We start from the raw sequence: 26,137 nt of genomic DNA on the forward strand, positions 1-26,137 counted from the left end.
GGGGTGTCATAAGGGACACCCCATTTCTTGCTATTTTATAACTTCAATATCTAAAGCAGTACCTTGTAATGGATAGGATTCTCTAATTTTCCCGTCAGTCCAAACAGTAACTTTTTGACCTTTTTCAAGGGTTGTGAGGTCGGTAGCTTCAGGAAGCGAGAGCCAGATTAGACCTAATTTCTCATCCTCTACTAAAATACTTCCTGCTTTGTCTACCTCGATAACTGTTCCTTTAATATCATATTCACCTTTTATGTTGCAGCCTGTTAGGGTGATGAAAGTTAAAATTAGCGTAAAGATTAGGAGTTTTTTCATCTTGCTCTACCTCCCGCGGTTTGGAGTCGAACTATTCACCACCAAGTTGCTTTATCTGGTCAATAATGCTGGTTATGTCTTGAACAGACTGAAACAGTTCAGTATTTTCAAGTATAGCGGGGTCGAGCAGGCCATCTTTGAAATTGTTCAAATATGTTTCAATTTCAGCTACAATGACACTGTTTTGTTCAACGATTTGCTGGTGAAGGTCAGCTGCGATATCCGGCGCTTGGATTTCACTGAAAGCCTCGGCAGTTTGCTGCATTTCTTGAAGCAGGGTTTGAAGGTCCTCAGCAGCCTGAATGTCCCCAATCGCCTGTTGCGCAAGAGCAGGAGCATCATTAGCAAAATCAGTGGCAGTCGCCAAATAATCCGTTGCTTCATTAACATAAGATATCGTGTCCTGGGCATCATTCAGGAAAGAACAACCTCCAAGCAGCAATAACATACTGGCGGATAAAACAATCAATAATTTTTTCAAATTAGTACCTCCTTTTAATGGGCGATTTTTAATGGTGCCTGTCACCACTCGTGGACAAATGAGTCGTTTTGTCCGTGTGGAGTGGACAGTTGGACTTGAGAGCAGTGTTTTACTTAGGTACTAAGTCATATCTTTTACAGAGTTTCAGTATTGAGGCTGTTGGTCCATTTTCAATGGTGTTAGTTTTCTTTTTCAATGGCTGTTTTGTATGTTTATTTTTGAAGTTATGTGATATTTTCTTCTGTAGAACGAATTTTCTTTGTTTTTCTCTTTGCTTTGTTAATTTATATTTATTACGATGATATGTCGACCTCCTATTAAAATAATCTATATTATCCTTTTCAATTTCTATATATAACTCGTGAAGTTGCATTTTAAATACCTGAGCAAGACAATAAATGATTCCAATTTCTATATCTGGGTAATCTCGTCTTCCAGTTCGCGGATAAATTTGGGATCTTTACCAGTAAGTTCAGCAACTTCTTCAATTGTAAGGTTTCTTTCCATTCTTAATCTGCGTATTACTTTGCCATGTTCTAATTTCCCTAAATACATCTATTTGTCTCCTTTGAAATTAATTATATAATTAATTTCATTTAATTAGAAATAAATGACCTTTCTTCTGTTTACTGAGGGGGAATTTTGGAGGATGTTGTCGAATGGTATAATTTATTGTAATATGTTCTCTCCACTTTTCAACTCACCAATTTTTCATCAATCAAAATCCATTAAAATAGGGGTGACCACCATGGGTCGAAAACGCCGTGCTTGGTTTCAAGGTGCAAAATATCATATTACGAGTAGAGGTAATCGGAAATCTACGCTTTTTTATGAAGATGAGGACCGAATGAAGTATCTCAGTCTATTAAATGAAACAATGGAACGCTACTCTTTTACGCTTCATGCGTACTGTTTAATGACCAATCACACTCACCTCCAAATCGAAACCTCAGACACTTCTCCAACCATAATCATGAGCACCCTCAACACAAAATACGCAAAATATTTTAATAAAAAGTATGACTATACAGGTCATGTGTTTGAGAAACGCTATGGTGCCGAATTACTAGATTCCCTTGATTATGAATTCGATGTCAGCAAGTATATCCATCTCAATCCACTTAAAGCAGGACTAGTCGATGAGTTAGCGGATTACCCATGGAGCAGTTACAACGCTTATGTGAATGGGGAAGTAACCCAACTTGTTGACACCAAACATCTACTTTCCTATTTTCCCTTCCCGGCCTCCAAGCATTATGAGGAATATATAAAAACACCACTAATGGATCTATTTTTACTAGACAATGGTAAATTGTTGATGATTCCTAGAAAAGAGGTAAATCCATGTGTGCAAAAGTAACGAGTATTGGATTAAAAGGGATGGAAGGATATCGTTTAAATGTTGAAGTGAAAACGTTTGTTGGCAATGATTCTATACGAATTGTGGGTCTTCCTGATGCTGCAGTAAAAGAGTCCAAAGAACGAATTTTTGCAGCATTGAGGTCATTAGGATATACAGTAAATGGGCAAAAAATTATTATTAACCTTTCACCCTCTGAACAAAAGAAAAGTGGGCCAATGTTTGATCTCCCTATGGCGATTGGTGTGCTATTAAGCCTAAATGAGTTGATCGTATCGATACCGGAAAACACTGGATTCATAGGTGTGCTATCCTTGGACGGGGGAATTGTCCCAGTTGGAGGGATGCTCCCTGCTGTTTTAGCAGCAAAAAGGATAGGTATTAATAGGCTTTATATGCCCTATGATGAAAATCTTTAAGCCCTAGATTTCGAAGAGTTGGAAATTATCTATATCTCCTCATTAAAAGAGGTGATTGGGAACTTAGAAGGCAAGGAAAGGTCCAATTTCACTCCAAAAGCAGAAGGTATTGATGTTCATACGAATAACTTTATAGACTTTAATCAGATAATCGGCCACAGTGAAACGAAAAGAGCATTAGAAGTGGCTGCTGCTGGTGGACATCATGTATTGATGACTGGACCGCCAGGGTGCGGGAAGAGTATGCTGGCAGAAAGCTTTCCATCCATTATGCCCCCATTATCAAAGGAAGGCCAACTCGAAACAATCGCTCTACACCAATTATGCGGGAGCAACTATCCTATTGCAAAAACTCCTCCATTTCGAAATCCGCATCATTCTGCATCAGGAATTTCAATCATTGGCGGTGGGACTTATCCAAATCCTGGTGAGATCTCCTTAGCACATCGTGGTGTCTTATTCTTGGATGAAGTTGCAGAATTTCCGAAAAAGACACTTGATATGCTGCGACAGCCATTTGAAAATGGCAAAATCACCATCAGTCGTACGCATGCAACACTTACCTATCCTGCGTCCTTTGTCTTAATCGCTGCCATGAATCCATGTCCATGCGGGTATGCTGGTTCCAATACGCATTATTGTACATGCACACCAAGGCAGACCCTCTCTTATCAAAATAAAATTTCCGGTCCTCTTCGTGACAGATTTGATATTCATCTTAGAATAAAAACTGTTGATCTAGAAAGCAGCCCTAAAAAGGTAGAGATTACATCGAGTATAGCCCAAAGCAGAGTCGAGGCTGCCAGAGATAGGCAATATGAGCGGTATGGAAAAGAACTCTGCAATAGTAGAGTCAGCTATGATGAACTGCAAAAAAAAAGCCCGTTAACACCGGAACAGCAAAGAACCATTCAACAACATGCAGCTAAAAAAAACTGGAGCAACCGGACCCAAATAAAAGTGATTCGCCTAGCACGAACCATTTCCGACCTAGAAGGAGATCATACTATAACTGATGCTAGTATCTGCGAAGCTATAAATCTACATTGAAAAAATGGGTGACAGGCACCGCCCGTGGACAGTGTCCACCTCAGGCGGACATTTATACCCCTCAGTCAGACCCTCAAAATAGAAAAAGTCACTTCCAGAAACGCCTGGAAGTGACTTTTTCAGGTTTTATTGACCGTTTACAAGTGCGTGTTGACTGGCTTTTTGTTCATAGGTTATTACTCTGTTTAAGAGGTTGGCCATTTTTTCTAGGTCAACTGTTGCATACTGGTCGATGCAGGCAATTTGAATCCAGTTTCTTCTCTGGAGATAGTCGCTTTCATAGTGTAGTTGATAACCGTGATTGTAAAGTATCTCTCCAATTACTGCTGAAGATATGGAACTAGGTATTTCAATCGTGAGTATAATCGGTGAACTATTCTCATCACTGATGATGGTAAAGCCAAAATGTTCGAGTTGATTTTTTAAGAAAGAGTGTGTTTCCACCACTTTTGCAAAGGTCTCTGAATTAATATCCTCTAATGCTGTTAGAAGAGCTTCTAATAGATTGGATGACTGGGAAAAGGGAATGCTTTCCTTTGCCACATAAGTTCCTAAATCAAGATATTTTGGAAGTGTTAGGGACGGCTGTACCTCGTGGTGGTGGAAAACAAACGAAAGCCCTGTGAGAGCACGAATGGCTTTGCCACTAACACCAGTTGCCAAAAATACTCCATCTAAATCTACTGCTATTGCCCCTAGAGAACTAATACAATCAAGACAGAGTTTAATTTGATGTTCCTTCGAAATCTCCTTCAACATTTCAAGATCATTGAGCATTCCGGATGAGGTTTCACTGTGAACAGCCCAAATCCAACTCGTTTCATTGGACAATTTAGAGACAATTTCAGCACGTGTGAAAGCCTGTCCCCATTCCTTCTGAAGTACATTGAATTTAAGCCCGAATCTATTAGCCTGTTCCACTAAGCGGCTGCCAAATTCACCATTGGCTAAAATAAGCCCCTGACCTTTTTCCAAGGAAAGTTGGCCCGCAATGACATCGTTGGCGAGTGTTCCAGACCCTAGGAAAATATGAACATATTTACAATTCACCAATTGGGCTAGAATCCCCTTAGCTTTCTCTATTTTTTCTTTATATTGGTCAGACCGATGAGAAATAGGGGTCTTGCCTAAGGCAGCCATGACTTTATCAGAAATTTGAACAGGACCTGGTAAAAATGGTATGGCAGCCGGGAGAATTCTGCCCGCTATCGATTCGTCAAAGGTCTTTTTAGTCAAATACATAGGCTGAAAACGTGCCTCATCTGTCCCAGTTAATTGAGCAAAAGGTTGAAATCCTAACTGACCATATAGTTTTAATTGGCGTACTGTACCAGATATGAATGCTATATCATATCCTTTTTTTAAGCAATATTTAATAAGAAACTGCGCAAGTCCTAAAAAAACTCGTCCATTTCGATATTCCTTTTTGACAGATAATAGTCTCACTTCACATGGTGAGATGACAGGAAAAGAGAGTGATTGTTCTACTGGTCCTATTTTTCGATCGAGTGAAAATGGGCGGTTATCACGGATCGCAGTCATACCGATAACCTCATTTTCTTTCACACATATAATATATGTATTTTCAGCATGGAAGGGGTCCACTAGTTTTTGTTCCTCATTTTTTTCATGTTGTGGAATTTCCTCTGAAAAGGTTTGATAGTTTAAGCGATGAATTTGTTCAAATTCATCTGTTGTGGTAGCAATTTTGAAAAAGAACTCGTGCTTACTCATTAGGTTTCAACCTTTCCTTGAGATTTTCTGCATGTGCTGCATAAAGTATAGAGATAATACCTAATGCTATCAGGCAACTTAGCCAATCATTATTTTTTAAAAAGAGGACCACTGGGATAAATAGAAATGTCCCTAACCCCGCTAATGTAAAGCTTTTAATAAAAGGGTAAAGAATGCAAAATCCGAGGATAATTACTGGAACCAGAAGTGGCTCAAAGGTAATGATTCCACCAATGAAGGTAGAAATCCCCTTTCCTCCTTTAAATTTAAGGGTAACGGGCTTTATATGACCCAAAATAGCCAGGGCAATTCCTAATAGTTGAATAGTTTCAGAGAATTGCAAGTAACGGGCAGCTAAAATAACAAGGACTCCTTTTAGTGCGTCCCCGAGAAAAATCAACACAAAGGCAGTTTTACCATGAAGGCGGCCGGCATTTCTTGCACCGACATTTCCACTTCCTTGAACCCGAATATCTTCACGATAGAAGATCCTTGTAATCAGAAAACCAAACATAATACTTCCAATAAAATAGGATAAGATAAAATACCACCAAATCATTTGAACACAACCTTTGTGAGTTCTGGGCCATGCATGGGAAAAAATGAATTTATTACCATTATAATATGTTTCCTGGATTATTCACATATACTTTGTGAAAAAGTCAATACTCCCCATCACGTAAAATTAAAACATCCTCCAGATGAGGATGTTTCTTTAGTCGCTGCTGCCACCGCCTGAGTCTCCGCCTCCTGAACTGCTATCAGAACTGTAGGAGTGATCACTGTTATAGTCATTGTCGTAGTGATAGTGGCGGCCTTTACTATTACTACGGTTAGGAAAAATTAAAAACGCTAATATAATGGATAAAAAGCCAAAAAAAACTTGCTCCGTAAAAATCAAATACACACCAAAGATAAAAATGAGGAAACCAATCAAACGTAAAATCGCTCTCAGAAGACATTCCTCCTTAAAATTAACATTTATAAATAGATATTAACCCCTACTACTTTTTATACGTTTAAACCATATTTTGCACAATAATTAAAATAGGAAAATGAATAAATGGTGCCTGTCACCATTTATTCATTTTCCTTCATTTATACATCTATTTATACATCCTTTTATGCAGTCGTCTTTTTATTCGTTTTCGTCTTTTTTCTGTTGTTTCTTTTGCTGTTCTTGGAGCGCAAGTATGATATCTTGGACGTCTATTTTGCCATCATTGTTTAAGTCAGGGATGGTATTTTCTGGCGTTGGCGGCGGTGCAGGCGGTGCCTGAGGAACTGCCGCTGCTGCAGGTGCAGGTCGGTTTTTCGGTTTAATGGCAAACGTGAATACTAAGAGCAGAATAATCAATAAGGCTGCAACACCATCAACGATATAGAAGATGGTTTTATAATCCGACCATAAAGTTTTACTGTCACCAGTTCGTTGTTCGGAATTTGTGATGAACTTCTTAATTTCGGAGTGGTTTGGATAGAGTCTCTGAACAGCTTCGAATTTCTCAAGAGCGTTTTTATAATATCCGCCCCAATACAGTTCCAGCCCTTCCATATAAAGTTTATCTGTGCTGCTTGATGTATTCTTTGCTCCTGCTTGATTTGTAAATTCCTTTACGGTATTAACAGGGACGGAAAAGTTAAATCCTTGAACTTCCTGGCCATTTACGGTATCGCCTCTAAAAGTTAGGAGGCCAATGATTTCACCTTTTTCATTGATTACCGGTCCACCACTATTACCATGCGTAGCGGCTGCATTAATCTGAATAACCGGACTTCCTTGCTCCGTCTTCTTATCCGTAGCAGAAATTTGACCAGCATTCATTGAAGATACAAGAGAGGAATCTGGTGATAACAAATCTGAATCAGCAGCAGCTGGATAGCCGCTTACCCAAATATTATCCTGGTTTTGGATGTTGTCAGAATTTCCAAGCTTTAATGTGGGAAGGTTTTTCCCTTCAATCTTAAGTACCGCCACATCTTTACCTTCATTGACTGGTGCACCATAGCTTTTCACTTCACCATCAAGCGTTTCTCCACCTGGTAAAATGACTTTAATGACTTTTTGTATCCCGGTATATTGCGTATAAGTCAGCATATATTCATACGCCGTCTCATAATCTACTTGAAAATAATCAGCCATTATCGTAACAAGTTGATCAAATGCAGCATTGGCAATATCTTCGTCTTCCATCTGAGCGGCTTCTACTACATGAGCATTCGTAACAATATACCCATCAGAGCTAATGATTGCCCCAGAACCAGAGCCCCCTACAACAGACTGGTAGTTTAATTGACTAAGTATGGCCTCCACTTCAGGGTCATTTGGATTGTTAAACTGCCATTGGACAACAGAGTAGCCCAGTATCCGAACAACTGCTGGCTTCGTGTATTCCGCAAGCTTTTGGGCTTGAGAAATATTCGAAGAGCTTGGTTTAATACCCATTAGAACAAAAGAAGCAACAATTACTCCGATAAGTATCAAACTAAGCGGAATTGTAAAAAGGGCCCTTTTCATCAATAAATTCACCCTCTTCCATGAATTTTGGAAATTTCCATCTAATATATGCCCATAATTAACCCTTGAAACTTTGTACAAAAAAATAAATTCTGGTGGTGCCTGTCACCGCTCGTGGACAGTGTCCACCTAGGGTGGACACTCCCACCCCTCAGACGGACATTTACGAGACTAAATGCACCAAAAAAGCCAGCAATTTGCTGGCTTTCTGTCAATAATTTAAATTTCGCGATCGCGATTAGATGAAGAGTAATAGGCTGAGTGCCATGACTGCCATACCGGCGATTAGGCCATAGATTGATAGGTGGGTTTCATCATATCTTTTTGCCGCAGGCAATAATTCATCAAGCGAGATAAACACCATGATTCCGGCTACTGCTGCAAAGATAATTCCAAACATAACATCATTCAAGAATGGCATTAAGAATAGGTAGGCGACAAGGGCACCAATTGGTTCAGATAATCCTGATAAGAATGATAGTTTGAAAGCCTTTTTCTTATCGCCAGTCGCAAAATAAACAGGTACAGAAACAGCAATGCCCTCTGGGATGTTATGGATCGCAATCGCAACAGCGATGGCAATACCAAGTGCAGGGTCTTGTAAAGCAGAGGTGAAGGTAGCAATTCCTTCTGGAAAGTTGTGAATACCAATAGCTAGTGCCGTAAAAGTTCCCATTTTTAAAAGGTCCGGATTCTTGCCATCATTAATTGTAGGTTGGTTCATGTCCTCGACTGTTTTTAGTTCATGCGGATTTGATTGCTTGGGAATAAATTTGTCAATCGCAGCAATCAAAAGCATACCACCAAAAAATCCTCCAACCGTTAACCAGTTCCCTGGAACAACACCCAACGAATCCACGAGGGCTATCTTTGCTTTTACAAAAATCTCCACCATCGATACATAAATCATCACACCAGCAGAAAATCCCAGGGTTACAGAAAGAAATTTAGTATTGGTATGTGATGTAAAAAATGCGAGCAGACTTCCTATGCCTGTTGCTAGGCCTGCAAATAAGGTCAGCCCAAACGCTAAAAGCAGATTCTCCGTCATAGTCTCTTCTCCCTTTATTTAAAATTTTATTTTGAAGGTTTAGAATAGTATTATATATGCGCGAATACAGAAATGTTTCCTTTGAGAAACATTTTACACCTAATGAAACAAAAAAACAGTAAAAATATTATAAAAAATTAAAAAGCGTGGTAGTCCAAGAATGTTGCTTAAGGACTCTCACGCTTTCATTATTCTTTATTATTATTATTATTATCATTATTATTACCGAGGGCCGAAGCCGCCTCCATAACCGCCGTATCCAGTTCCATATCCTGGGCCGTACATACCATATCCAGGTCCGTACCCAGGATAACCACCAGGATATCCAGTTCCATATCCTGGACCATAGCCACCATAGCCACCATAGCCACCATAGCCACCGTATCCGTATCCAGGTCCATAACCACCACCAAGACTTGAACCTAAATAACCTAATCCAAGTCCAAGTAATCCAGCACCAACATTACCTAAATTAAATCCGCCGCCATGATGACCACCGCCATGATGACCACCGCCATGATGACCACCGCCATGGTGACCACCGCCGTGGTGACCGCCGCCATGGTGACCGCCGCCATGATGACCGCCGCCGTGATGACCACCGCCATGATGAACGCCACCATGGTGACCGCCGCCATGGTGACCACCACCATGCTGACCTCCCTGATGTCCAAATCGTAAATCAACGGGCATTCCATATGGTTGATACATTTTTATTCATACACTCCTCTATCTACTAATTTTATGGTGTTTCCTTCATATCCTATGTATATCTGGGTATTCCTCTTGGACTAAAGCCTATAAAACACAAATCAGCCAGGACAGAAGAGACAAACTGTCCACCTGAGGTGGAAAGTGTCCACGGGCGGTGCCTGTCACCATGTGAAATGTCACCATGTGAAATGTCACCATGTGAAGTTTGAAATGCCACAATATGAAATGTCACCAAATACTCAAAAATACGTCTTAGGTCTTAGAATTGTTTACGCTTGTGGTCTATGGAAAGCAGGATTATTATGGTGTATTGTTGAAGTAATGGGAGATGCTTACCTTTTAGGTATTTTTTCGATTAGTGAAACATTTTTTTTGTTCATTCGTATGTATATAAAGGATTTTTTAGTCAGGAGTCGATTAGGATGAATCGTTTTTTATCGTTTCTTGTTCAAGGTTTAGTGACTGTTCCATCCGCAACAATCATTTGGTTTTTAAGCTATTTTGCATTTGATTTAACTTTTTGGATTTCTTCCGGCATTTCTTTGGCAGGCGGGGGCATCGTTTACAATGTTACTTCCGCAGTCATGACATCTCGTTTCTTAAAAAAACATCAACTCACCAGAAAAGAATATCGTTATATAAAAAAGAATTTAGATGAGGCCAAACAAAAAATTAATCGTCTAAACAAATCATTATTTTCAATTCGTGATCTTCCTACATTAAAGCAGAGACTTGATGTGCTCCGCATTACGAGGAAAATCCACAGCATGACCAAAACAGAACCGAAGCGTTTCTATAAAGCTGAGAAATTTTATTTTTCCCATTTAGATTCCGTGGTGGAACTTACAGAGAAGTACCGCTTTTTATCACAGCAGCCCAAGAAGAGTCATGAAATAGACGTTTCTTTATATGAAACCCGTCAAACATTAACAGACCTAACGAAGGCTTTAGAACAGGATCTCTACTATGTCGTTTCTGATGATGTAGATTCCTTGAATTTTGAAATTGATGTTGCCAAGCATTCCATTAAAAAACTAAATGATACAAAAATCATAGACGAAAGCAGGAGGCTAAAATGAGTGAACAAAACTCACCACAGGTGAATAAAACGGGTAATTTATTAGATGATATTCTAGCTAATCCGTTTGGTGATAACCAAGTTGCACCGCAAGCGCAGCCATCACCACAGTTTCAAGAGGCAAAACCCACAAAGCTGATTGATGTTATCCCAGAAGAAAACCGTGCAAAAGCCTATCAGCTTGCTGAACAAATTGACCCGAGAAATCACCAGGCAATGATTACCTATGGTACACAAGCACAAGGGAAGCTTTTAAGTTTTTCGCACACGATGCTCGAGCATGTACAGAAAAAGGACATCGGCGAGGTTGGTGAAATTATCAGTGACTTAATGAAGAGACTGGACGAGGTCAATCCGGATGAACTCAAGGATGGGAAGCCATCCTTTTTCGGACGTATGTTCGGAAAAATCTCGAACTCTCTTCAAGAGGTCTTGTCTAAATATCAAAAGACAGGCGCCCAAATAGACCGGATTAGTGTCAAACTAGACCGCAGCAAGAATGTGCTGTTATCGGATATTAAATTATTGGAACAGCTTTATGAAACAAATAAGGAATATTTCCATGCTTTAAATGTTTATATTGCGGCAGGTGAAATTAAGCTGGAAGAGTTACACCAAAAAACAATTCCAGAAATGAAAAGAGCAGCCGAGACAACGAATGATCAAATGAAGTTCCAAGAAGTAAACGATATGATTCAGTTTGCAGACCGCTTGGACAAACGTTTATACGATTTAAAGTTAAGTCGTGAAATTACGATTCAGAGCGCTCCGCAAATCCGCCTGATTCAAAACACGAACCAAGCGCTTGTCGAAAAAATACAATCGTCTATCATGACGGCCATTCCGCTTTGGAAAAATCAAGTAGCGATTGCATTAACCCTTATTCGTCAGCGACACGCAGTCGAAGCACAGAAAAAGGTCTCACAGACCACAAATGAACTGCTATTAAAAAATGCAGAAATGCTAAAAACCAATACCATTGAAACTGCGAAAGAAAATGAGCGGGGACTCGTTGATATCGAAACACTTAAGAAGACACAGGAAAATTTAATCACGACACTTGAAGAAACGATGCGCATTCAAGAAGAAGGTCGCCACAAACGCCGCTTGGCCGAACAAGAACTAGCAAATATGGAAAATGATTTGCGACTAAAACTATTAGAAATCAAAGGTAAATAAGAAAAGCGTCAAGTTCCCATAGGACTTGACGCTTTTTTTACAAAAATTAATTATTAACCGGCACTTCGTTAAAGTACTCCTCGAGGGTAATACCGGCGTTCATGATTTCAAGTGCAATTTCTTTCCCAACATAACGGAGATGCCAAGGCTCGTATTGATATCCCGTTATGCTTTCTTTGCCTTTTGGATATCTGATAATAAACCCATATTCTGCTGCATGCTCATCAAGCCATAATGCTTCAGGTGTACCGCCAAAACAATCTTCTGCGGCACACTTTCCACTTCCTCCAGTAACATCAATCGCAAGCCCTGTTTCATGTTCACTCGTACCAGGCAAGGCACTGTATGTTATTGCCTTTTCGTAGCCATCTCTACTTACATAAGAGTTAAACAAGGATGTTTGCGTTGCATGAGATCGATAACCAGATACACCTAAAAGGGAAATACCTTGTACTTTAGCATCCGCAAATAATTGGTTTACAGCGGCAGCCGCAACGTGCCGCATTTTGCGTTTTTCTTTTGTTGCACTAGAAATAAAAGGAATATCGGTATAAACAAGATCGCTTGGTGTATAACTATCAGGCAATTTATTTTGTTTATTCACTAGTACAGGGATGCTAGCCGGTTTAGAAACTACTTGAATACTGTCACTATTATTACCTTTTGCAGGTGGTTCCTCCGGTGTTGTTTCTTTTGGAGGCGTCACTGGTGATGGTTCACTAGGAGGTGTTTGAACCTCCTGATCCGGGTTGATTTTGGCATTGAGAATTTTTTCGGAACAGCCAGATAGAAGAGTATTCGCTAAGACTATGCTTCCAATCACTAAACAATATTTTTTCATATGTAAACATCCTTACTTAAATAAATTGTTTATACAACCTTAAGTGACATATTTCTACATATTAGACATCAATAGTATACATTATGTTACATCATTCGACATCCAACTACGTATTTTTTTGAAAAAACAGGACAATACACCTACATACAGCATGGGAAGCGGATACAAAGCAGTTCCTAAGACTCTTTTTTATTATTTCGTTGTATCATATAGTTCTATTAAACACATAAATCGTACGAAACGGCAAAACTATTGAAAAATGGTGACGCAAAACTAAAGGGGCTAATGTTTTTTTAACGATGCCAGCCAGTTACCGAACACGATCCTCTGCGATTTATGTAAATCAAATGAGGAGGTTTTATTTGTGATGTTTAAAAATGTATTATTAAGGGGTAAGTATTATTATCATTTATTTCAGTATCGTCATATTGAAATGATGCAGAATGATTGCTTATGCGAAGAACTTAAATGCGAATTAAAGGTGAAGTCATTGTATCATAATAGTAAAGCCATTGAATTAGGAACAAGAATATAGAAAAAAGTCTGGGGATATCCTCAGACTTTTTATTTTGTGTAATGGATTGTGGATATAATAGAGGGAATTGTGAGTAATTAATTAACAGATGTGAATAAATTTGTTAACTTTGTGGATAAACTTACAGGTATTGTGGATAACTAATGAAGAAACTTTAAGGGAAAAATAAGATTGTGAATAACTAAGCAACGATCATGTTATTATCCACATTCTGTTGATAACTTCAAGATTTGCGAGTTTCATTTGAAAAAGCACCGGCGAATTACCGATGCTTTGGTCAGTTTTAGTGTGACATGGTTTCGCTGCTATCATTCAACCCGTCTTTTGTTACTTTTAAGATTCCAACTGCTCCTTTCGTTGCATGGTTAAACTGATGTGTGACAATGGGGTAACTGCCTTCTTTTGTGACGGTAAATTCAACAACTGCCCCACCGCTTGCTGGCAGCATGACGGTTTGCAAACCTTTCATGAGGTTAAAAGGATTTCCATCGATATAAACATTATCAAAAACGGTACCGACGACGTGAAAGCTGCTGACTTCGTTTGGTCCAACATTATTAACATAAATTCTAACTTTGTCGCCAACCTTCGCTAGCAATGGAGTGTCTACTAGGGCACCAACTGTACCATTTGTATTTAGATCGCCTTCTTTTAAAGCTTTTGCTGAAAAGACCACATTACTAGGAACTCCATTTGTAAAATCCTCTAGGTCGTTGTATTTATACCATTCATTTTGAACGATGACGAATTCACGATCGACTTCGGCATCAGTTGGATAGCCGTTCTTAGGCTTTACTATAATGGTTCCGTGCATTCCGTTTGCAATATGAGCTAAGACTGGTTTTGTTCCACAGTGGTACATGAAAACCCCTGGATTGTTGGCTGGGTAAGTAAAACTTCCAGATTCATTTGGCATAATATCTATAAAATCTTTAGATGGGGAGGCATGCACGGCATGAAAGTCCATGCTGTGCGGGATTGACGGGTCCATGTTTTTCAATGTAAAGTTAATGATGTCGCCTTCATTCACAACAATGACTGGTCCAGGTGCTTCACCGTTAAATGTCCATGCTTTGTACGTATTGCCCTTGGTAATTTCAATATCTGTAATTTGTGCTGTCATATCAATATTAACTTCGTGTTCACCGACACGTTCTATGTTGAGTGGAATTGGTTTTTGATTGAGATTTTTATGAGGTGCAATGACTTGTGAGGCTGTATTCGCTTTTGCCACTTTTGCAGATTGTTTGTCGACGGACATATTGGCGGAATTACAAGCACTTAAGACTAAAATAGAAGTGGCAATAACACTGGCTACCTTCAGGAACTTTTTCATTAGATCCTACCCCTTTAATGTAATTTGATTACACTTTCATTGTAATTTTTGTAAAAAATATCCTAGTGATTAGAATCACTTATTTTTCTGAAAATAGTGAACACTTTGTGAAATGTTGAGCAATTAATAATATTTATACGTTATTTACGTCATTTAACTTATTTTCAATCAATCAAAGGCATGAAAATTAGTACCAAGAACCAGGAGGAATAGATGATGTTAATTGAATTTATTGCAATAACGGTAGAGGACGCAAAATTAATCGAAAAATCAGGTGCAGATAGAATTGAACTAGTATCGGGTTTATCGGAGGGCGGCATCACGCCAAGCTACGGGTTAATCGAAAAAGTGGTTAATAGTGTTTCAATTCCCGTGAATGTTATGGTTAGACCACATGCTCAATCTTTTTGTTATTCAGAAGATGACATTGCGATTATGAAAAATGATATTCGTATCATTCGCAACTTAGGTGCAAATGGAGTTGTATTGGGAATGCTCGATCAAAAGGGCAATGTTGATTTCGGGCAACTTGAAGAGTTATTAGCGGAAACTGGTTCCATGGAAGTTACTTTTCATCGAGCGATTGACAGTTCAAATCATATAGTTCAAGCTGCCGAAAAATTGGATCAGTATAAAGAGATTACTACCATCTTAACCTCTGGAGGCCATGGTGACTGGCAGACCCGTCTAGATACCCTCAGGAAATTAAAAGAAGTTTGTAAAGAAACAGATATTCTAATTGGCAGTGGACTGTCTAAAGATAATGTCAGAGACGTACATACACAGGTAGGAACAAATTGCTATCACTTCGGCACCGCAATAAGAGAAGACCAAAGTATTTTAAAAAGCGTTTCCCTTGAAAAAGCAATAGAAATCGTTCATACATTGAAATAGTTGGGTATATTAAAAATAACCTAACAAATGGAGGCAACAATGGAAAAAGAAAAAGATCAAACAAGCGAAGGTCTCAACCAAATCTTCGAAATCATCAATGCCAAAGGTGACGAAGGCGAAATCAAGCAAATTGTTGAAAACAATGAATCAGAAGCCAATAACGAAAAATAGGGTGCCTGTCACCGCATAAGACAGTAAGCACAGAAAAAAGACCTCAACCTTTGTTAAGATTGAGGTCACTATTTATTTTCACCTATTTACCTATTCACAACTAAAGAATCAACTTCAAGTATTTCTCCGGTAGCATCCAACTGTTTAATCATGGCAATAAACGGCTCAACGAATTGGGGGTCAAACTGTTTTCCGGAACAGGTCCTAAGTTCTACCATTGCTTCCCCGAATGTTTTTGTTTTCTGATATGGGCGTTCAGTGGTCATTGCATCAAAAGAGTCGATAATGCAAAGAATTCGTGCCAGTTTTGGAATTGATTTCCCTTTTAGTCCATACGGATAACCGTTGCCGTCATACCGTTCATGATGAAGTTCAACTAATGGAATCAAGTCTTCTAACTTTTTATTGGTTGAAATGATTTCCTTTCCCCAAGTTACATGCTTTTTCATCATTTCCCATTCGTGTGACTCAAGTTTTCCCTTTTTATTTAAGATATCCCGAGGAATCTCAATCTTTCCTATGTCATGGATTAATGCTCCAAGAATTAACGACTTCCGTTCGTAGTCACTTAAGGATAGCAGCCTTGAAAAATCAACCGCATATTGATATACACGTTTACTATGCCGGTATGTATAAACATCCTTTGAAAGAAAGATCCGTAACTGCTGTTCTGCTTCCTCCAATTCCTTTTCTAAGGAAAGGGACCGCAGGGCTGAATATTCGGAATACTGATTATAAATGTGAACAAGGTTTTTCCCTTGGTCTTTTGCAGCGTACATCGCTTGATCTGCCTTATTTAAAAGTTCAGAAATGTTATAGGTTTCTTTTTCGCATTCTGCAATTCCAGCAGAAAAGGATAAGCAGCCATAAGGGAGACGCTCCACGCCCTTATAGTAGGTGTCATTTGTTTTCTTCCGCAACTCATTCATAAAAGAAACAGCTTTCTGACAAGTAGTATTAGGCATTATGATGGAAAATTCTTCACCGCCATAGCGAGCCACTGTGAAATTTTCAGGTTCAGCTTTAGTTTTAATAAGTGAGCCGAATTCCTGGAGAAGATGATCTCCTTCGATATGTCCATATAAATCATTGTATTTTTTAAAGTCATCGATATCAAGAAGGACTACACATAACGGTTTATCGTTTTCCTTTGCTACTGCTACTTCTTCTTCTAAGATTTCTTTGAAATACCCATGATTATTAAGGCCAGTCAAAAAGTCTTTATTTGCTTTTTCAGAAATCTCTTTAAATAGACGAAAGTGCTGCTTAAATGCTAAAGAAAGTAAAAAAGCAATACAGGTAAAAAGAAAAAGTCCAAATAACTTTTCTGAACTCATTAAAATGGCTAGCACTAACGAAAGCATGAGTGTACTCATATAAGGGGAAATTGCTTCTTTAATAAGTTCTCTAAAAACACTTTCAAAGCTTTCAGTAGCTGCCAGTATGAAGAATGTCCCGATAAAAATGACATTCAGAGCAAAGTAAACGAGAAAAGAAATTAAATAAGGAACCGAGTTATTAATATGGATACCGCCTGTGGTACCTCCAGTTAAAGTGTAAAGATAATAAGTAATAGCAATCATAAGGACATAGCTAGAAAAATTAAAAATATGTTTCCACCAGACAATTTTTCGTTGTGTAAATGCAAATAAAAGCGAATTGATTAACAATACCGCCAAAGTTAAATCGAGTCCAAATAAAAAAAGACTTGCAAGATAGATTGAAGAGTCCATAGAAAGAGAGTTGCCCTTTGGGGGAAGGAGTATAGGATAATGATTTAAAAGTACAATAGATCCGGCGAGTGCAAAAATGATTACCCATTCAAAACTTGAATGAATTTGAAGATCATTAAATGCGATAAAAGTGAAGAAGCCTAATACAGATACGAGAAAAAGATATTTATTAGTAGTTGTCTTTAAAAACTGCATTATTCATCACTCTCATAATTAGATTGGAGAAAGTGAAGAATCACTTTCCCCATTATTTACTTCTTAATGATTATACTAATCTAAATCCAGAAGTTAAAGCAACAATAACCGATCCAATAATGATCGCATTGTATAAAATACCAGTTAATTTTAGGCCATGTTTTTGGTCTTTTTTCATCTTTCTTCACCCCCCTTCAAAGAAAGCAAAGTTGCATTGCCTTTTTTTGCTAAAGGGTGTTTAACCATTAGGTATTGAATAAAAACGAAGATTCCAATATTCATAATGATATCGCCAATACTAATGATTTGTGTTCGTGGGTATGGGGCACTTATTGGAATCACATCACCCAAGAAGCCAAGCTGTGTTGTAGACGTTAACATTGTATGCTTAGCATACAAACTTTCTTTTAAAGCTTGGATGTAACCAGGATCTAAAACTGCTGCAGCCTCTACCGAAACAGGCATCCTACCACCATTGAGAACCATCACTATAAAGTTTAGAAAGACACCAATGAAAATGAGGATAAAGCCGGCATTTCTACGATTTAGAAATAAAAAAATCAAACCGATGATATAGATAACGATATAAATAGACCCACTCAGTTGTCCTAAAAATTCACTATCATTTTGAAACGTAAAAACAGCTAGTTGGACTACTAATAAGAGCGGGAATACCCAACCCCACTTAAGATTTAATTGCGAGAAAGCCCTTAAATTACCTTTTCTGAGTAGTCCTACAATGAACGAAATAAGTATGCCGTCAAATACCATTAGTTGTACCTGCCTATGCTAGAATATAAATCTAATAAAAAAGAAGATTTAGTAAAGGGTAAATATTTCCACATTAACAATAATATTGTTGAAGTTTGTCGAAATCAAGTTTAAATTGTGAAAATTATATGTAGATTTAGAATTCTTTTAAAGAAGTGGTAGAAACACGGTGCCTGTCACCACCCGTGGACACTGTCCACCTGGTATGGACACTTCTCCCCCTCTCAGGCAGACAGCAAAAAGAGCATTCCCGGACCAGGAATGCTCTTTTTACTAATTTATTGTTTCACAAATTGTTGATTTATGAAGCTGTATGTTTCTGATTGGCCATGGTCGACTAGGATCTTGAGGGTATTGCCGGCCAGTTTCGCATCAGACATTCCTTTTAAAGTTAAATCTGCACGGAGACCTATACTTCCATTTTCGGAAATTGGGCTGTATACCCATACAAATGATTCATAGGTTTGGCTGAGTGCCATAATGACAATCTCTGGATTACCATTACCATCGAAATCATGTTCTGCATGATAGAGGGAAATCCCATCTTTTAGAACACCTTTTTCATCAAATGGTGTAACCTCTGAGTTGATCACCAAATCAAAAGAGGTTTCATTATTTTGGCTGTCTGTTAATACGAGCGTTTTACCACCATCAGGATTTGCTTGTCCAAAAGTCATTTTCTGCTGTTCTCCATTTACATTGAAAATGAATGGAATTTCACCTACCCATTTTTTAAATGGCTCTAATTCAGGTTCAGCTTTTTTTGTTTCAACTTGGCCTGTTGCTGAAGGTTTACTTGTTTTCGAAAAAGCGGCGACATTCTTTTTGTCTGCTAAGAGGTCATAACCAAGGTATAGTCCGCTTCCAACCCCAAGAGTAAGCAAAATAATGGCGAACTGGACACCATACTTTTTTACTAACTTAATGAGGGGGGGTGCTTTTTCATTTTTAACTTCTTTTACTATTTTTCTAAAACTGCTAGAAGGGATGCTTTCTAATTCTTTTCGTCCCGATTTATTTTTCCAAACCGACCTTGGATGGGTTTTTAAATAATTCTTCAGTCCGCGATGATAGTGGTGATCGATCCGGAGGTTATTCGCACTCCACTTAATAAACAATACCATAAGCTCTTTATCTGCATTTTTACTCAAATACGCAAATAATTGAGGATAATGATAACTGCCTTCCTCATTATCAAACGCAGCTAATATGTGGTGAAAATACTTTGAAGAAAGGTTATTCCCAAGAATATTTTTTAGAACCTCTCTAAGTTCCTCCCTGCTTTGAGGAGGTAACTGTTTCAAAACGAGTGACACAGAAACGGTTGAAGTGCTGAAAATTTCAGAAAGGGCCATCATCATTCTGTACTTGATAATGATTCGACTATCCTTTAAAGCTATTGCGTTAAGTCTTTCCGCTGTTAACTGACCAAAAGTATCAATATCTTCGAGTGTAATACTCTTAAATTCAATCTCATCTAATACAGCAATGATCGAAAACTCCATCATTTTATTTTTTACATGAGTGAAATCAACTTCTGAGTTGGTAGGTTTAAATTCTTTTACCGTTGTTGCAGCCTTAAAAATATCAGGGGAATCGCCGACGGCATAGGCTGTCTTTTGGATGGCAAACACCTGGAAACGGCGATTCTTAACTAAATATGGAGCAAAAGCTAGTAGTCTATTGATCTCGTATAAAATATCGTCGACGCTAGTAAGTTTGAATTTTTCATTAAGATATACCTCTATTAAATCTGTGTAGTCTTGATTCAGGTTGATAAACTCAATGACGGTTTCATAAGCAATAGGATGTTCTTCAAGCATTTTCCATAATTCGTGAAAAACTGAATGATCTTGGAAATGTTCGAGAGTGTTTAGTATAAAGGTAAGTCCTTCATCATTTAAGGCATTCTTATTGAAGTCTAACACCTCTTTAAAAAAGTCCGTCACCTTTCCAGTATCCTCTGCCTTTTTTTTCTGATGTAAAATTTGTAAGTACAGCTTTTCCAAATCTTCTTTAGTTGATTTTTCACTCACTGCTCTAATCTCCCTTCATTAAATCATAGGTGGTAATGCAGTCAGATGAACGGTACATCGACTTGATTGGAGTATGTATAATAAGAAAGACCAAATAGCCAAGGCGGCCGGTTTGGTCTTCTTATTTTTCACTTTTAGAGACAGGTATAAATTTATTAAAGACCCCTACACAGGTAACCTTTCCAAGGCCAATTTCGGAAAAATCTGTTTTATAGACTGAAAAAATGAAGTAATCTGTTTCCGTTGTTCCCATATCAAAAACCTTTTCACCTGCTAACGAAAGAAGTCCTTTTTCAAGTATAGTAGAAGATTGATCCATCGCTTCACCCGTGATCCATTCTATGTATGCTGAACGACCAGGATTTGTTTGTGATAAAACAAATAAAATGACTATCAATAGGATAATAGAAATGATCTTTTTCACTTTTCAACCCCTATTCTAATTATTGGTAATATTTACATAAGTTAAGTATAAAGGGGGAGGATTTCATTGTAAATATAAATCCTTCGTGCTACACCGCTATTAATATGTTAAATTAGTACTAATTAACGTAAAGGAGATAAGTCCGTGTCGAGAAAATGGAAATGGGTTGTTGCGTGCTTACTTTTCCTGCTGTTTTTCAATGGGTTAGGAATGGTAGCTGTACAGTTTTTAGGAAGATAAGGTGAGTAATAGATTTGCAGCAGTTATTTCATAGAACAGGGAATGAAGATAATGACTACTAATTTAACAAAGCCTGTTTCGAAAAGGCTCTTGCTTGCACTCCTTACGATTACAATCGGGGTCGAAATTATCCTCTATTTAAGCGGTTATAGCCTTTTAGCTGGTACCATATATGATGCCATTATGGTGTCTTCCTTTTTTGTCGGATTGAAACTTCACCAAAGACTAAAGACTGGTATACCAAAAACAAAGGTGCAGCTAATAGGTCAATTTCTTGGTGCCTTCTTGCTTTTTATTCTTGGCAGTACAATCATTAATATTTACTCAACTTACGCCTTTCAGGATTTTAGCGAGGATTATGAACAATATGTAGAAGAGTATACATCAGTGGCAACGTTTGATGAGGAGGAAATGGAACCTAGCGAATTCATGGAACCTGTCGACAAGATGTGGGATGTGGTCGGTGAAATAGATAGCATTGGGTACGATATTTTTACCGATATCCTTGCCGGACTAGAAGAGGTTTGGCGATTGGCCTATATCATTCTAATCCTTCTATTTTTTAAAAAGGTCTTTCCACGGCGCTGGGAAAAAGGCCGGCGTGATATCTTTGTTATGCTTGCGCTATTTATTACCTCGGTACTATTTGGGATTGATCATACATTAAATTCAGTTCAATCATGGCAATATGAAATTGGTGCCATTGTAACCTTTACGAATATGGGCTTACTTTTTGGGTTGATTTTATTATGGACGAGAAATCTCTGGTTAACTGTTCTCGTGCATGCAGTTTACGATATCCTTGCAACCATTTCCTGGTATTACTTTGATTATATTGTCGAAATCGTAGCGTTGATTCTTTTACCTATATACTTAATTTTTCTAGCATTAGAAAAGAAGCAGCAGATGAAAAAGTCGATTGAAATGGTCGTCTCAGATGAAATAGCCAATTAAAGTAGAGGAGGTTACCTAAAACTGGTAACCTCTTCAATTTAGTATTATATTATTCTCCTAATTTGATTGTAATATATTTGTATAATTGTCTATGATGTGACGCTTGGTGATAAAACCTTACTCTAGATTTAATAGAGTAAGGTTTTTTTCTTGAAATACGGATGAATTTTAAAAAAAGTTTCCAATTATTCGTGGTTCAAACGCTTGCACCATTTTGGAAGTGCTTTCTTTAGGGGAAAAGTCTTAAAAATTAACAGAAAAAATACAAAAAAATTACAAAAAAAGACTATGAAACTATCAAATATCCTAGTAGAATAATTTTGCAATACTAAATATTTTGTCGAAGGGCGGATATAGTGTGAAGAGAAAAATAAAAAGAAACATGAAGAAACGTGTTCTTAATGGATTACTGGCTTCTGGACTCGCACTTACAACGGTTCCACTAAATGCTTTACCAAGTAATGTGAGCGCAGAGGCGACAGTAACTAGTACAGCTACTCTTCGTATTTTAGAAACTACTGATCTTCATTCCAATGTAATGCCATATGATTATTTCAAAGATACAGATGTAAACATTAACTATGGGTTAGCCAAAACGGCTTCACTTATCAAGCAAGCGAGGTCTGATGCTCCAAACTCTATGCTTTTTGATGCTGGTGACACGATTCAAGGAAATCCACTTGCTAGTTATGTAGCAAAGGTAAATAAATTAGGACCGAATGATACTCATCCAATCTTCAAGGCAATGAATTATTTAGATTATGACGCAGCAATTGTTGGGAATCATGAGTTTAACTATGGACTAGACTATCTTAACGATGTTTTAGAAGAGGTTGAATTCCCAGTTGTAAACGCTAACATTTACCATGACGATAAAGATGGCAATGCCGAAAATGATGAAAACTATTTCACTCCATATCAAATTCTAGATAAAGAGATTATCGATGATAAAGGCAATAAATCTACTATTAAAGTAGGGGTAATTGGCTTTGCACCTCCGCAAATTATGCAGTGGGACAAAGATAATCTAACTGGAAAAGTCATTGCAAAGGATATTGTTCAACAAGCAAATAAATTCATCCCAGAAATGAAGTCAAAAGGTGCTGACGTAATCGTAGCGATTGCACACTCGGGCTGTGATATTGCTGTAGAAGGACAAGAAGCAGCAGAAAATGCTGTTTACGACTTAACAAAAGTTCCTGGAATTGATGCAATGCTATTCGGCCATGCACACTTAAAATTCCCTGAAGATGCTTCATTCAAAGATAAGCCTGGGATTGATCAAGAACATGGCACGATTAACGGAGTTCATGCGGTTGAAGCAGGATTCTGGGGAAATAACCTTGGTGTACTAGATTTAGCTCTAGTTCAAGATGAAACCGGCAAATGGACAGTTGATAAAGCAAATTCCAAATCAGTTAACAAACCAGTTGATGCAACTACTCAACTCGACCAAGAAATTGTGAATGCAGTAGCAGCCGAACATCAAGGCACACTTGAGTATGTACGTGGGAAAATTGGTAAAACGGCCATTCCAATGCACAGTTACTTTACTCGTGTAATGGACGATGCATCTACGCAAATTGTAAACGATGCACAAATGGATTACGTGAAAAAGTGGATTACTACCAATGCACCTGAATACAAGGACGTACCTGTACTTTCGGCAGCAGCGCCATTTAAAGGCGGCCGTGCCGGCATTGCCGATTATACAGACATCGCTAAAGGTGATGTAACCATTAAGAGTGCGGCTGACTTGTATTTGTTTGATAATACATTAAAAGCAGTAGAAGTTACTGGAGATCAGGTTAAGCGCTGGATCGAAAAATCAGCAGAACAATTCAACACGATTGATCCGAACAAAACAGAACCGCAAGAACTATTAGATTATGAGTTCCGTCCATACAATTACGATGTAATGGATGGGGTTAACTATGAAATTGATGTTACGAAGCCAAAAGGTGAACGGGTCGTTAATTTAACATTGTTAGATGGCACACCTGTACACCCTGATCAAAAATTCATTGTAGCGACAAATAACTATCGTGCAGGCGGCAGCGGCGGACTTGCTGAATTAAAGGACGCTAAAGTAGTTGTTGATTCACCATTTGAAAATCGTCAAATCCTTATGGACTACATAACTGCACAAGGTGAAATCGCACCTGCTCCAGATAACAACTGGAAAATTGCACGTGTTGATGGTCCTGCGAAATTAGTCTTTAACTCAACACCAGCGGCTCTAAATTATCTTGGTACTACACCAAATGTAAAAGACCTTGGAGTTTCAACAACTAAAGAAGGCTATCAATTATTTGAATTAGATCAAAACGTTCATGTTCAATTATTAGGGATTAATGATTTACATGGTCAATTAGATTATTCTTCAAAAGTAAATGGACAACCTGTAGGTGGAATTGCTTACTTGTCCGGTTATTTGAAGGACAGAGAATTACAAAATACTACAGAATCCATCATGCTTCATGCCGGAGATGCAGTTGGTGCAAGCCGTCCAGTATCAGCACTATTACAAGATGAACCAACGATTCGTTTCTTGAATGAAATTGGCTTTGATCTTGGAACACTTGGTAATCATGAATTTGATGAAGGTGTAAAGGAAATGATGCGCCTTATCGACGGTGGATCACATTCAGCGACTGCTGACAAGTATGGTGAATTTGAAGGTGCAAACTTCCCATACGTTGTTGCAAACGTTGTAGATGAAAAGACCAATGATTTAATTTTACCTCCATATGCAGTTAAAGAAGTGGATGGAGTGAAGATTGGATTTATCGGTGTAATTACAACTGAAACACCAAGTATTGTTACTGCTAGTGGTACTACAGGAGTTAAATTCACGGATGAAGTAGAAGCGATTAACAAATATGCAAAAGAACTAAAGGATCAAGGTGTTAAATCTATCGTTGTCCTTGCACATAATCCAGGAAAATCAGATCCAGATGGAGCTAACGCAACTGGTGAAGTGGTTGATTTTGCAAACCAAATCGATGATGAAATTGACGTAATTTTTGGTGCTCATGACCATAAATACTTGAATTCAACCGTTGATGGAAAATTACTCGTTCAATCTTATTCTTATGGAACAGCATTCTCTGATATTGATTTAACGATTGATCCTGAAACACAAGATATCGTTGAAAAATCGGCAGAAATTGTTACAACCTACCAATCACCAGAATTCTTAGATGAAGGTGTTCAAGCGCAACTCGATGCGTACATGGCTGATATTGCACCAATCATTAATGAAGAAGTTGGTACAGCGGCTGTTGAAATTACCCGTACTGCAAATGAAGCGGGTGAATCTGCTCTTGGTAACTTAATTGCAGATGGAATGCGTGATGCTACAAAGGCTGACTTTGCTTTCATGAACTCAGGCGGTATTCGTGATAACTTAAATCAAGGACCGATTACTTGGGGTGAATTGTTTGCCATCCAGCCGTTTGGTAATGACGTTGTGACCTTGAAGTTAACAGGTGAGCAAATTAGAACATTACTAAATCAGCAATTTAATGCAGACAGAAATAAAATTATGGCAGTATCTGGTCTTAAATACACATGGTCAGTAGAAAAACCATTAGGAGAAAAAGTCCTAGATATTTTCCTTCCAGATGGTTCAAAAATTGACCCTAAAGCTGAGTACACCATTGCGGTTAATAACTTTATGGCAGATGGTGGAGATGGATATACCATTCTAAAAGAAGGTAAAGACCGGACAGTATGGTTAACGGATTTAGAAACTTTCGTTAACTATGTAAAAGATCAGCAAAAACCAATTACTGCTGCTATCGAAGGCAGAATTTTAAATGCGACAGAGTCAACTGTTGATACACCAGTTACTCCGCCGGCTGAGCCAGGTACGGGGGATGGTACGGATAAACCAGGTGCTAACCCACTTCCGGATACAGCATCTAACATGTATAACCTATTATTAGCGGGTATCCTTGCTGTTGGAACGGGAATCACAATGATTTTCAGAAGACGTAAAGCATAATGGATTGATAAACAACCTTACTCCATCGGGGTAAGGTTGTTTCCATTCGACATATATTTTGTTATTATGTAGATGTTATTGAATCCATGATTATCCATT

Annotated in this window: 23 protein-coding genes and 1 riboswitch; of the genes, 9 read left to right on the forward strand and 14 right to left on the reverse strand. The window is 38.2% G+C overall.

What is annotated here, in order from left to right; all coding sequences use genetic code 11:
- Positions 1–30: 30 nt before the first annotated feature.
- From QUG14_RS21955 to QUG14_RS21965, 3 genes are all read right to left on the reverse strand, one after another.
- A complete protein-coding gene (locus QUG14_RS21955) occupies positions 31–315 on the reverse strand; it encodes a DUF3221 domain-containing protein (protein ID WP_289342571.1) in 285 nt (94 codons plus the stop codon).
- A gap of 31 nt (positions 316–346) precedes the next feature.
- Positions 347–796, reverse strand: a complete 450-nt coding sequence (locus tag QUG14_RS21960) for a DUF6376 family protein (RefSeq protein WP_289342572.1) — start codon at positions 794–796, stop codon at positions 347–349.
- 411 nt (positions 797–1,207) lie between these two features.
- The gene (locus QUG14_RS21965) at positions 1,208–1,351 is read right to left on the reverse strand and encodes a helix-turn-helix domain-containing protein (protein ID WP_289342574.1); all 144 of its coding nucleotides are present in this window, start codon (positions 1,349–1,351) and stop codon (positions 1,208–1,210) included.
- Positions 1,352–1,544: 193 nt separating this feature from the next.
- Here QUG14_RS21965 and QUG14_RS21970 point away from each other — a divergent pair, with 193 nt between their 5' ends.
- The 3 genes from QUG14_RS21970 to QUG14_RS21975 are packed head-to-tail and all read left to right on the forward strand — an operon-like array spanning position 1,545 to position 3,625.
- Positions 1,545–2,156 carry a transposase gene (locus QUG14_RS21970; RefSeq protein WP_289342575.1) on the forward strand — a complete coding sequence of 204 codons (612 nt, stop codon included), beginning with the start codon at positions 1,545–1,547 and terminating at the stop codon, positions 2,154–2,156.
- Positions 2,141–2,575 (forward strand): magnesium chelatase domain-containing protein, encoded by a 435-nt coding sequence (locus QUG14_RS29815; protein ID WP_353961087.1) that lies wholly within the window; start codon positions 2,141–2,143, stop codon positions 2,573–2,575. The genes QUG14_RS21970 and QUG14_RS29815 overlap by 16 nt, the downstream gene beginning before the upstream one ends.
- Positions 2,576–2,593: 18 nt before the next feature.
- Positions 2,594–3,625, forward strand: coding sequence for a YifB family Mg chelatase-like AAA ATPase (locus QUG14_RS21975; protein ID WP_353961088.1), 1,032 nt, complete (start codon positions 2,594–2,596; stop codon positions 3,623–3,625).
- 126 nt (positions 3,626–3,751) lie between these two features.
- On the opposite strand, the gene QUG14_RS21980 is transcribed toward QUG14_RS21975, so the two are convergent.
- The 5 genes from QUG14_RS21980 to QUG14_RS22000 form a co-directional block, all read right to left on the reverse strand.
- Positions 3,752–5,359 (reverse strand): aminotransferase class V-fold PLP-dependent enzyme, encoded by a 1,608-nt coding sequence (locus QUG14_RS21980; RefSeq protein WP_289342576.1) that lies wholly within the window; start codon positions 5,357–5,359, stop codon positions 3,752–3,754.
- The gene (locus QUG14_RS21985; protein WP_289342577.1) at positions 5,352–5,918 is read right to left on the reverse strand and encodes a glycerol-3-phosphate acyltransferase; all 567 of its coding nucleotides are present in this window, start codon (positions 5,916–5,918) and stop codon (positions 5,352–5,354) included. The genes QUG14_RS21980 and QUG14_RS21985 overlap by 8 nt, the downstream gene beginning before the upstream one ends.
- 579 nt (positions 5,919–6,497) lie before the next feature.
- On the reverse strand, positions 6,498–7,877 hold the full coding sequence (locus tag QUG14_RS21990; RefSeq protein WP_289342578.1) for a S1C family serine protease: 1,380 nt from the start codon (positions 7,875–7,877) through the stop codon (positions 6,498–6,500).
- 238 nt (positions 7,878–8,115) lie between these two features.
- Entirely contained in the window at positions 8,116–8,928 is an 813-nt protein-coding gene (gene zupT, locus QUG14_RS21995; RefSeq protein ID WP_289342579.1) for a zinc transporter ZupT, read from the reverse strand.
- A gap of 222 nt (positions 8,929–9,150) precedes the next feature.
- A complete protein-coding gene (locus QUG14_RS22000) occupies positions 9,151–9,639 on the reverse strand; it encodes a hypothetical protein (protein WP_289342580.1) in 489 nt (162 codons plus the stop codon).
- 425 nt (positions 9,640–10,064) lie between these two features.
- On the opposite strand from QUG14_RS22000, the gene QUG14_RS22005 reads away from it, so the two are divergent.
- Together QUG14_RS22005 and QUG14_RS22010 are read left to right on the forward strand one after the other, a co-directional pair.
- Positions 10,065–10,721 carry a 5-bromo-4-chloroindolyl phosphate hydrolysis family protein gene (locus tag QUG14_RS22005; protein ID WP_289342581.1) on the forward strand — a complete coding sequence of 219 codons (657 nt, stop codon included), beginning with the start codon at positions 10,065–10,067 and terminating at the stop codon, positions 10,719–10,721.
- Complete coding sequence (locus QUG14_RS22010) at positions 10,718–11,899, forward strand: toxic anion resistance protein (protein ID WP_289342582.1); 1,182 nt, start codon at positions 10,718–10,720, stop codon at positions 11,897–11,899. Before QUG14_RS22005 ends, QUG14_RS22010 begins: the two co-directional genes overlap by 4 nt.
- 46 nt (positions 11,900–11,945) lie before the next feature.
- Here QUG14_RS22010 and QUG14_RS22015 read toward each other — a convergent pair whose 3' ends face one another.
- On the reverse strand, positions 11,946–12,740 hold the full coding sequence (locus QUG14_RS22015) for a D-alanyl-D-alanine carboxypeptidase family protein (RefSeq protein WP_289342583.1): 795 nt from the start codon (positions 12,738–12,740) through the stop codon (positions 11,946–11,948).
- A 232-nt stretch (positions 12,741–12,972) separates the two neighbouring features.
- A riboswitch (cyclic di-GMP riboswitch) is annotated at positions 12,973–13,058 on the forward strand.
- 500 nt (positions 13,059–13,558) lie between these two features.
- Positions 13,559–14,611 (reverse strand): multicopper oxidase domain-containing protein, encoded by a 1,053-nt coding sequence (locus QUG14_RS22020; protein ID WP_289342584.1) that lies wholly within the window; start codon positions 14,609–14,611, stop codon positions 13,559–13,561.
- Between the two features lie 216 nt (positions 14,612–14,827).
- Here QUG14_RS22020 and QUG14_RS22025 point away from each other — a divergent pair, with 216 nt between their 5' ends.
- Both QUG14_RS22025 and QUG14_RS22030 read left to right on the forward strand, forming a co-directional pair.
- The gene (locus QUG14_RS22025) at positions 14,828–15,505 is read left to right on the forward strand and encodes a copper homeostasis protein CutC (RefSeq protein WP_289342585.1); all 678 of its coding nucleotides are present in this window, start codon (positions 14,828–14,830) and stop codon (positions 15,503–15,505) included.
- A 39-nt stretch (positions 15,506–15,544) separates the two neighbouring features.
- Positions 15,545–15,676, forward strand: a complete 132-nt coding sequence (locus tag QUG14_RS22030; protein ID WP_289342586.1) for a hypothetical protein — start codon at positions 15,545–15,547, stop codon at positions 15,674–15,676.
- 86 nt (positions 15,677–15,762) lie between these two features.
- Here the strand turns inward: QUG14_RS22030 and QUG14_RS22035 are convergent, their stop codons facing one another.
- From QUG14_RS22035 to QUG14_RS22050, 4 genes are all read right to left on the reverse strand, one after another.
- Positions 15,763–17,604: a bifunctional diguanylate cyclase/phosphohydrolase gene (locus tag QUG14_RS22035; protein ID WP_289342587.1), complete on the reverse strand. Its 1,842-nt coding sequence runs from the start codon at positions 17,602–17,604 to the stop codon at positions 15,763–15,765.
- A gap of 174 nt (positions 17,605–17,778) precedes the next feature.
- Positions 17,779–18,375, reverse strand: coding sequence for a DUF5317 domain-containing protein (locus QUG14_RS22040; protein WP_289342588.1), 597 nt, complete (start codon positions 18,373–18,375; stop codon positions 17,779–17,781).
- 278 nt (positions 18,376–18,653) lie between these two features.
- Complete coding sequence (locus QUG14_RS22045; RefSeq protein WP_289342589.1) at positions 18,654–20,411, reverse strand: hypothetical protein; 1,758 nt, start codon at positions 20,409–20,411, stop codon at positions 18,654–18,656.
- Positions 20,412–20,532: 121 nt separating this feature from the next.
- Positions 20,533–20,835, reverse strand: a complete 303-nt coding sequence (locus QUG14_RS22050; RefSeq protein WP_289342590.1) for a DUF4359 domain-containing protein — start codon at positions 20,833–20,835, stop codon at positions 20,533–20,535.
- 291 nt (positions 20,836–21,126) lie between these two features.
- Between QUG14_RS22050 and QUG14_RS22055 the strand changes: the two genes are divergently transcribed.
- Both QUG14_RS22055 and QUG14_RS22060 read left to right on the forward strand, forming a co-directional pair.
- Complete coding sequence (locus QUG14_RS22055) at positions 21,127–22,029, forward strand: CPBP family intramembrane glutamic endopeptidase (protein ID WP_289342591.1); 903 nt, start codon at positions 21,127–21,129, stop codon at positions 22,027–22,029.
- 382 nt (positions 22,030–22,411) lie between these two features.
- Positions 22,412–26,038 carry a bifunctional 2',3'-cyclic-nucleotide 2'-phosphodiesterase/3'-nucleotidase gene (locus tag QUG14_RS22060; protein WP_483310813.1) on the forward strand — a complete coding sequence of 1,209 codons (3,627 nt, stop codon included), beginning with the start codon at positions 22,412–22,414 and terminating at the stop codon, positions 26,036–26,038.
- Positions 26,039–26,137: the final 99 nt, after the last annotated feature.

It is taken from the genome of Neobacillus sp. CF12 (assembly GCF_030348765.1).
In the GTDB taxonomy this organism is placed as follows: domain Bacteria; phylum Bacillota; class Bacilli; order Bacillales; family Cytobacillaceae; genus Neobacillus.